This is a genomic window from Cuspidothrix issatschenkoi CHARLIE-1, assembly GCF_002934005.1.
GTDB classification, from domain to species: domain Bacteria; phylum Cyanobacteriota; class Cyanobacteriia; order Cyanobacteriales; family Nostocaceae; genus Cuspidothrix; species Cuspidothrix issatschenkoi.
This window is the reverse complement of the sequence record NZ_PGEM01000083.1, coordinates 59,711-68,477: the sequence shown is the minus strand read 5'-3', so window position 1 is coordinate 68,477 and position 8,767 is coordinate 59,711. Positions and strand designations below refer to the sequence as shown.

Annotated in this window: 9 protein-coding genes and 3 pseudogenes; all 12 read left to right on the top strand. The window is 35.8% G+C overall.

The features are described 5' to 3' along the window. Positions 1-203, top strand: a pseudogene (locus CUN59_RS22025) (RNA-guided endonuclease TnpB family protein); the annotation flags it as partial. A gap of 132 nt (positions 204-335) precedes the next feature. Beyond that, the gene (locus CUN59_RS12540; protein ID WP_104388165.1) at positions 336-1,103 is read left to right on the top strand and encodes a Uma2 family endonuclease; all 768 of its coding nucleotides are present in this window, start codon (positions 336-338) and stop codon (positions 1,101-1,103) included. Positions 1,104-1,285: 182 nt separating this feature from the next. Beyond that, positions 1,286-1,666, top strand: coding sequence for a hypothetical protein (locus CUN59_RS12535; RefSeq protein ID WP_104388164.1), 381 nt, complete (start codon positions 1,286-1,288; stop codon positions 1,664-1,666). Between the two features lie 46 nt (positions 1,667-1,712). Next, the gene (locus CUN59_RS12530) at positions 1,713-1,919 is read left to right on the top strand and encodes a hypothetical protein (protein ID WP_104388163.1); all 207 of its coding nucleotides are present in this window, start codon (positions 1,713-1,715) and stop codon (positions 1,917-1,919) included. 9 nt (positions 1,920-1,928) lie between these two features. After that, a pseudogene (locus tag CUN59_RS21100) lies at positions 1,929-2,078 on the top strand (Uma2 family endonuclease); the annotation flags it as partial. After that, positions 2,060-2,347 (top strand): annotated as a pseudogene (locus tag CUN59_RS22020) (ABC transporter permease); the annotation flags it as partial. The pseudogenes CUN59_RS21100 and CUN59_RS22020, both read left to right, overlap by 19 nt. A gap of 180 nt (positions 2,348-2,527) precedes the next feature. Beyond that, positions 2,528-3,838 (top strand): nucleotide sugar dehydrogenase, encoded by a 1,311-nt coding sequence (locus tag CUN59_RS12515; RefSeq protein ID WP_104388161.1) that lies wholly within the window; start codon positions 2,528-2,530, stop codon positions 3,836-3,838. A gap of 58 nt (positions 3,839-3,896) precedes the next feature. Then, positions 3,897-4,892 carry a Gfo/Idh/MocA family protein gene (locus CUN59_RS12510; RefSeq protein WP_104388160.1) on the top strand — a complete coding sequence of 332 codons (996 nt, stop codon included), beginning with the start codon at positions 3,897-3,899 and terminating at the stop codon, positions 4,890-4,892. A gap of 1 nt (position 4,893) precedes the next feature. Next, the gene (locus CUN59_RS12505; protein WP_104388159.1) at positions 4,894-5,475 is read left to right on the top strand and encodes an acyltransferase; all 582 of its coding nucleotides are present in this window, start codon (positions 4,894-4,896) and stop codon (positions 5,473-5,475) included. 5 nt (positions 5,476-5,480) lie between these two features. Then, the gene (locus CUN59_RS12500) at positions 5,481-6,602 is read left to right on the top strand and encodes a DegT/DnrJ/EryC1/StrS family aminotransferase (RefSeq protein WP_165790191.1); all 1,122 of its coding nucleotides are present in this window, start codon (positions 5,481-5,483) and stop codon (positions 6,600-6,602) included. Between the two features lie 3 nt (positions 6,603-6,605). Continuing rightward, entirely contained in the window at positions 6,606-7,622 is a 1,017-nt protein-coding gene (locus CUN59_RS12495) for an NAD-dependent epimerase/dehydratase family protein (protein WP_104388157.1), read from the top strand. After that, entirely contained in the window at positions 7,615-8,757 is a 1,143-nt protein-coding gene (locus CUN59_RS12490; protein WP_104388156.1) for a DegT/DnrJ/EryC1/StrS family aminotransferase, read from the top strand. Before CUN59_RS12495 ends, CUN59_RS12490 begins: the two co-directional genes overlap by 8 nt. Positions 8,758-8,767 lie beyond the last annotated feature (10 nt).

Sequence of the window (8,767 nt, the reverse complement as noted above, 5' to 3'; positions counted from 1 at the left end):
GTGGTACTCATCATGATAGAGATGGAAATGCAGCGATAAATATTAGGACAGAGGGTATCAGAATTATAAAGGCGGAAGGTGCAGCCGTCTCTGCTGTAGGAGGGGAGATAAGACCAAAACTTGGGCGAAAGTCTAAGTTGCGGCACTCCCCCGTGAGTACAGAAGCCCACACTGTACTTGGTACTCCAAGTCAGTGTGGGTAGTTCACCAATTATCCCTCCTCTTAACATTGCTTTACACATTTTGGTTTTCCCTCGTCTATCTACTTAATTCCACGGAGTAAATCCTGATAGTTTATAATTAACCAAAGATAGTAACTTATCCTCATCAAATATATGGCTTTAACCGCACAAGAAATAGAAGCATTAATGCCAGATTGTACGGAACTACTCAGCGACGAACCAGAAATGGAAAGCTCCTTACATTATACACAACTATTAATATTAGTAACTTGTTTAGAATGGTTATGGCGTGATCGAGAAGATTTCTTTATTGGTGCAAATCTGAGTATTTACTATAGCCGACAACAGTTAAAAAATAGAGACTTTAGAGGCCCAGACTTTTTTCTAGTCAAAGACACCCAAAAACGTCCCCGTGCTTCTTGGGTAATATGGGAAGAAAATGGTCAATATCCAAATTTGATTATTGAGCTACTTTCTGACTCTACATCTAAAGTAGACAGAGGACTAAAAAAAGAGCTATATCAGAACCGATTTAGGACTCCTGAATATTTTTGGTTTTCCCCAGATACCTTAGAATTAGTAGGTTGGAGATTAGTAGGAAATGAATACGAAAGTATTGCTCCTTCGGAAAATGGCTGGTACTGGAGTCAGGAATTAGGTTTATATTTAGGAATATTTGAAAATAGATTGAGGTATTTTAGCGTTGAGGGGAGATTGATACCTACACCAGAAGAAGCTAATTTAGAAGAAATTAGAAAAGCTGAAATTGCCCTTCAACAAGCAGAAATTGAACGTCAAAAATCTGAATCTGAACGCCAAAAGGCGGAAACTGAACGTCAAAGGGCTGATGAAGCGGAGGCAAAAGTAGCAATTTTGATTCAACGGTTAAAAGAGTTAGGTATTGAACCTGATAGTTTGTAACTTCTTTTTAAAAGAGATAGGATTTACCCAAGTATCACACCAGAAATCTATTCTCATGACGATCTCATTAGTGCCATGAATGGATTCAAACCGTTATCATCGTTCTGTTTATCTTAAGAACCTATAGATTCTGGGAATAGTCAAATTTTCTCAAGCAGCAAAGAAAACCCTAAATAAAACCTATGAAACTATCAGATATATCACTTGAAACTTTAGAAAAAATCAAACTGGTTAGGTGGGATAGAATTATTGAAAAACATGAAGGACCAGAAAATTGGTCATCTGTTTTGCAATATGAAGAACCGGAATTTATGGAAATTGATGGATATTCAGTATTATTACCAGTGGATAAATCTCATCATTCCAATATTTCCATAATCCGTTCTATTTGGGCTGAAGATAAAAAATCACTTACACTATTTTTATCTGATACTACTTATGAAGATGACCCTTTCTTCTCAGGCTTTATGGCAGTTTGTGACCGTCTGAAAAATGAAAATTTCTTTCTAGCAATTTTGTATCACGAATGGTTCATTATTGAAAGATTAGAAATATTTGATTAATTGACAATTGACCGGGAATTTTAGATTTTAGTGCCGAAGGCATAAGGTGACGTTAGTTTCTACAGAAATAGGTTTATACTTAGGAATTTGGGAAGATCAGTTAAGATATTTTACTGTTGAAGGCAGATTAGTTCCTACACCAGAAGAAGCTAATTTAGAAGAAATTAGAAAAGCTGAAAATGAACGTCAACGAGCTGATAAACTAGCAGAAAAATTGCGATCGCTCGGTGTAGATCCTGATAGTGTAAATTAGGAGAAAATGATGACTACAACAATAAACCTAACTGATGTCACCATTGAATATCCTAGTGCTGATGGAGAACCCGTGGCAGAAACTTACATACATCTCTACGCAACTTTAACTACTTTAGAAGTGTTGAAACAATACCTACAATCAAGACATTTATACGTAAAGCAGGTAAACTCAGACGTATTTTGCCACTACATGAAAAATGGTGGACTAAATTTGATCTATTAAGGATTTTAGTTCGTCGAGACTTGGAAGTAAGGTATAAAGGATCAGTGTTGGGAAATTTATGGCTACTCGTAAATCAACTTACATAACTACTAATTTATACTTATGTATTTTCTATTGTACTGAAAGTCAAACTAAACAGTTTACATGGTTTACCAGATAATAACCTTACCTTTGGATTATGGATATTTACTGGGTTACTTCCCTAGATGGCCTTTTCTTTGTGGTAGATAGGGAATTTAAAAAAACAGTTGTATCAAAACCAATTTATAGCTCCTGAGTATTTTTGGTTTTCGCCAAATACCTTATGTAAATTGCGTAATTTCTGTTATGGTATGTAGTCGTATTGGAAAATAAATCTTTTTTAGGTGTTAAAGGTGTCAAGTATGTATTTAAAAGAACTAAAAGAAAAAATAGCTAACAAACAAGGAAAAGTAGGTATTATTGGGCTTGGATATGTTGGATTACCACTTTTAACAGCTTTTGCTGAAAAAGGGTTTTCTGTGATTGGATTTGATGTAGATAAGTACAAAGTCGAGAAAATTATTCAAGGACGGTCTTATATTCGTCATATTCCTTCTGAGAAATTAGGTAATAAGTTAATTAGTGCAACTACTGATATGAATAGGTTGCACGAAGCTGATGTATTAATTGTGTGTGTACCTACCCCTCTTAATTTGCATAGAGAACCAGATTTAACTTATGTTATTGATACCACCCAAGCGATCGCTAAATGCTTGAGACAAGGGCAATTAATTGTATTAGAAAGTACCACCTATCCTGGTACAACAGATGAAGTAATACTACCAATATTAACCAGCAAAGGTTTAATAGTAGGAGAAGAGTTTTTTCTAGCGTATTCTCCAGAAAGAGAAGATCCTGCAAATTCCGAATATTCTACTGTGACAATTCCTAAAGTTGTAGGCGGAATGACTGCAAATTGTCTTGAAGTTGCAGTAGATATATACAATCAAATTATTGTCCAAACAGTAGCAGTTTCTTCAACTAGAACAGCAGAAGCAACTAAAATTTTAGAAAATACTTATCGAGCAGTTAATATTGCTTTAGTGAATGAACTAAAAATATTATTCCAAAGGATGGATATAGATGTTTGGGAAGTAATTGAAGCTGCAAAAACTAAACCTTTTGGGTTTCAAGCATTTTATCCAGGACCAGGTTGGGGAGGACATTGTATTCCCATTGATCCTTTTTATTTGACATGGAAAGCGCGAGAATATGACTTATCCATGAAGTTTATTGAATTGGCTGGGGAAGTAAACAATTCCATGCCTTATTATGTATTAGGTAGACTGGTAGAAAGTCTTAACAACCAAGGAAAATCTTTGAAAAATTCACGTATACTGCTTTTAGGCGTTGCTTATAAGAAAAATGTAGATGATCAACGTGAAAGTCCAGCTTTAAAGATTATCCAACTGTTAAAACGTCAAGGTGCAATTGTGGAATATCATGATCCTAATGCACCAACCTGTTCACATCATCGTCATTACCCTGAAATTGATATGAAATCTCTATCATTAACTAAAGAATTGGTAGAAAGTTCTGATGCAATTATTATTGTGACAGATCACGATGATGTAGATTATCAATTAGTTTCAGATCACGCTACTTTAATTGTGGATACAAGACATATTTTGGCAAGAAAAGGGTTGGTCAGTAAAAATACTGTAACTGCTTAATGTTCAATTCCTTCAATTTAAAAAAATCTACAAAATACAGAGGTATATAAGTTTAGCAATGTCTGAAAATAATCAAAATATAGCAGTTATCGGTACAGGATACTGGGGAAAAAACTTAGTTCGTAATTTTTCTGAACTTGGCGCATTACGGTTAATTTGTGATGCGAATCAACAAACTTTAACGGAATTAACAACAAAGTTTAATGTCGAAGGAGTAACAGATTTTGCTGAAGTATTAGCAAATCCAGATATACAAGGAGTGGTGATTGCTACTCCTGCAATTACTCACTTTGATTTGGTAATACAGGCATTGACAGCAGGAAAGGATGTATTTGTAGAGAAACCTTTAGCTTTAAATCTACAAGATGCAATTGATATTAAATCTGCCGTTAATCAAAGTAATCAGATTTTGATGGTTGGACATCTTCTAGAATATCATCCTGCTTTGGTAAAACTACGCCAGATTGTCACTGATGGTAAAATTGGCAAAATTCAATATATCTATTCTAACCGCTTGAGTTTTGGCAAAATTCGCACGGAAGAAAATGTGTTATGGAGTTTTACCCCCCATGATATTTGTATGATTTTAGGGTTTTTGGGAGAAATTCCTCATACAGTGCAAGCGTTTGGTAGTGCTAATGTAACTCAAGTAGAAGATTTCTGTGTGATTAATTTAGAGTTTAGCCAAAATGTGAAAGCTCATGTTTTTGCAAGTTGGCTTCATCCCTTTAAAGAACACCGTCTGGTAGTAGTTGGTGATGCTGGTACTTTAGTATTTGATGATGTTTCTAAAGATGCTAAACTCGTCCTATACGATCAGCAAATTACAGTATTAAATGGTATTCCTATTTTAGAGAAGAAATCTCATACTCCCATTGCTGTTGAGCAAAATGAACCTCTTAAATTAGAATGTCAGCATTTCTTAGATTGTATTCAAACCAGACAAACTCCTGTAACAGATGTGGACAATGGAATCAATGTCTTAACAGTTTTACAAGCGGCACAAATATCGCTACAATCTAAAGGCAAAATTATTGATCCCAAGGAGGTGTAAATTGACTGAATATTTTGTCCATGAATCGGCTTATGTAGATGAAGGTGCTGAGATTGGTAAAGGTACGAAAATATGGCATTTTTGTCATGTTTTAAGTAAAGCCAAAATAGGGGAAAATTGTGTTTTTGGACAAAATGTTTTAGTTGCTAATAATGTAGTTATTGGTAATTTCTGTAAAATCCAAAATAATGTTTCCTTGTATGAGGGAGTAATTTTAGAAGACTACGTTTTTTGTGGTCCTAGTATGGTGTTTACAAATGTCAAAACACCAAGATGTGAGTTTCCACGCAATACCAGTAATGATTATCACAAAACTTTGGTAAAAAGAGGTGCAAGTATTGGCGCTAATGCTACTATTGTTTGCGGTGTGACTTTACATGAAAATGCCTTTGTTGCTGCTGGCGCTGTGGTAACAAAAGATGTACCAGCCTATGCTATGGTAGCTGGAGTACCTGCCAAAATTATTGGTTGGATGAGTGCCTATGGGGATGTGTTAGAGTTTGATGGGGATGGCTACGCTACTGACTCAACCCAAACAAAGTATCAACAAGTATCAGCAACAGAAGTTAAAAGGATTGTATAAACCTGATGAAAATTCCCGTCCTTGATCTAAAACCTCAATATAACTCTATTAAGGAAGAAATTCACGCGGCTATTGAGCGCGTTTTAGAGTCTGGCCAGTTTATTATGGGACCAGATGTGAAACTATTTGAACAAGAAGTATCTGGATATTTAGGAGTTAAACACGCGATCGCCGTCAACTCTGGTACAGATGCTCTAGTAATTGGGTTAAGGTCTTTGGGAATTGGTAATGGGGATGAAGTTATTACTACACCCTTTTCCTTTTTTGCTACCGCAGAATCAATTAGTAATGTAGGTGCAACGCCAATATTTGCCGATATAGATCCTCATACTTTTAATATTAATCCAGAGGCAATTAAGTCTAAAATCACATCTTGTACTAAAGCCATTATGCCAGTTCACCTTTATGGTAATCCGGCTGCAATGGGGGCAATTATGGAAATTGCTAGTGAGTATGGGTTAAAAGTGATTGAAGACTGCGCTCAGTCATTTGGTGCTAAATACTATAATTCTGATCATATTAATGGTAAACACACAGGTACGATTGGTCATATAGGGGCGTACTCATTTTTTCCTTCTAAGAATTTAGGGGCTTATGGTGATGGTGGCTTAATTGTTACCGATGATAATCAAGTAGCAGAAATTGCCAGAATGTTGCGGGTACATGGAGCGAAAAAGAAATATCATAATGAGGTTTTGGGTTATAATTCTCGTTTAGATACCTTGCAAGCAGCAATTTTACGGGTTAAATTACCCTATATTGATAAATGGAATGAAGGTAGGCGTGGAGTGGCTAAAACCTATAATCATCTATTAGCAGATATTACAGGTGTACTTACTCCTGAAATTACTGATGGTCATGTATTTCATCAATATACAATTAGGATTTTAGATGGTAAGCGTGAGCAAGTAGAGAAATATCTGGGAGAACAGGGGGTTAGCACTATGGTTTACTATCCTATTCCCCAAGATCAATTGCCAGTTTATAAAGAAAAGTATCCTAAAAATCCAGTGAGTGATATGCTAACTGGTGAGGTGCTGAGTTTGCCAATTTGGCCGGAGATGGAACAGTCATTTATTGAGCAAGTAGTAGCAACCGTTGAACAAGCATTGAATAATGAGGTTTGAGGAATGGATCTCAAAGGAAAACGGTTTCTTGTTATTGGTGGTGCCGGTTTAATAGGTTCGCACACGGTTGATAGCCTGTTACAAGAAGATGTAGCGGAAATTCGCATCTATGATAATTTTACACGAGGTAGTCTAGGGAATATTATTGAATCATTAAAAGACTCTCGTGTTAATATTTTTCCCCTAGGTGGGGAACTACTGCATCGTGATATTTTGAATGAAGCTATGAAAGATATTGATGGAGTTTTCCATTTTGCAGCGTTGTGGCTGCTGCACTGCTGGGATTTCCCTCGTTCTGCATTTGAAGTCAATATTGGTGGTACATTTAATGTCTTGGAAGCGTGTATTAATAATGGCGTAAAAAGACTAGTTTACTCATCTTCAGCATCTGTTTATGGGGATGCAGTAGCAGAACCAATGACAGAAGACCACCCATATAACAATACCAATTTTTACGGTGCAACTAAAGTTGCAGGTGAACAAATGTGCCGCGCTCTTTATCATCGTTATAAGGGAACGGAAAAACATTTTGATTATGTTGGTTTACGCTATATGAATGTGTATGGATCACGTCAAGATTATCGGGGTGCTTATATAGCCGTGATTATGAAAATTTTGGATCGTTTGGATCAGGGATTACCTCCAGTTGTTTATGGTGATGGTTCTCAAGCTTATGATTTTGTTTATGTGGGAGATTGTGCCAAAGCTAATGTATGTGCAATGAAATCTAATGTGACTGATAGCTTTTACAATGTAGGCAAAGGTGTCAAGACGACAATTAAGGAATTAGCAGAACTCATTTTAGAAATTACTGGTTCTGATTTAAAAATTCAGTATGAACCAGGTGGACAAACTTTTGTCAAAAATCGGGTTGGTTGTCCGAAAAAAGCAGCAGAGGAAATTGGGTTCAAAGCGGATGTTGAACTCACTGATGGGATCAAAAAACTAATTGAGTGGCGTAATAGTCATAAGGAAGAAGTAGCAAGAAGACGTAATCAAGTGGGTATAGGAAATGATTGAAAAACGCAACATCCCAATTTCTACACCTTCTGCTGGTGAGGAAGAGTGGCAAGCTTTACGAGAACCTCTAATGACAGGATGGTTAACTCAAGGACCGAAAGTAGCAGCTTTTGAACAAGCTTTTGCCAAACGGCATCAAGTAAAACACGCCATAGCTACAACTAGCTGTACTACCGCACTTCATCTAATCTTAATAGCTTTAGGAATTGGTGAAGGAGATGAAGTAATTGTACCAGCTTTTACTTGGGTCGCCACTGCTAATGTAGTGCTACATTGTGGGGCAAAACCTATTTTTGTTGATGTTGACCCCGATACATTTAATATAGATATTAAACAAATTTATGCCAAGTTAACAGCAAAAACTAAAGTAATTATTCCTGTTCATTTATTTGGTTTATGTGCTGATATAGATAGTATTAAAAAAATCGCTCCTCATGTTGCTATCATTGAAGATGCGGCTTGTGCTGCGGGAAGTTTTTATCAAGGTCGTTCAGCCGGAAGTTTAGGAGATGCTGGTGCATTTTCTTTTCATCCTCGTAAGTCCATAACTACAGGGGAAGGAGGAATGATTACCACTAATAATGACAATTTAGCTGAAAAAATTAGAGTATTAAGAAATCATGGAGCAAGTATTTCTGAAGAACAAAGACATTTAGGAAACAAACCCTATATATTACCTGAATTTAATTTATTAGGGTTTAATTATCGGATGACTGATTTACAAGGAGCATTAGGGTTAGTACAATTAAGTAAATTAGATCAATTTATTAAACAACGTCAACAATGGGCTGAATTTTACACTCAAGAATTGGCAGACATATCATGGCTAAAAACACCAAAAGTACCACAAAATTATAGTCATGGTTGGCAATCTTATGTATGTTATATTGATGAAACCAAAGCGCCCAAAACTCGTAATGAAATAATGGAAATATTGCAACAAAAAGGCATTAGTACCCGTCCTGGGACTCATGCTATTCATTTATTAGGATATTATCAAAATAAATTTGGTTTTAAATCAGAAGATTATCCAAAAGCAAGGGATTGTGATCATTTTTCAATGGCTATTCCTTTACACAATCAAATGGAATCAGAAGATTATGAGTATACTGTTCAAATTTTAAAAACTATTTAGGAGGATAATA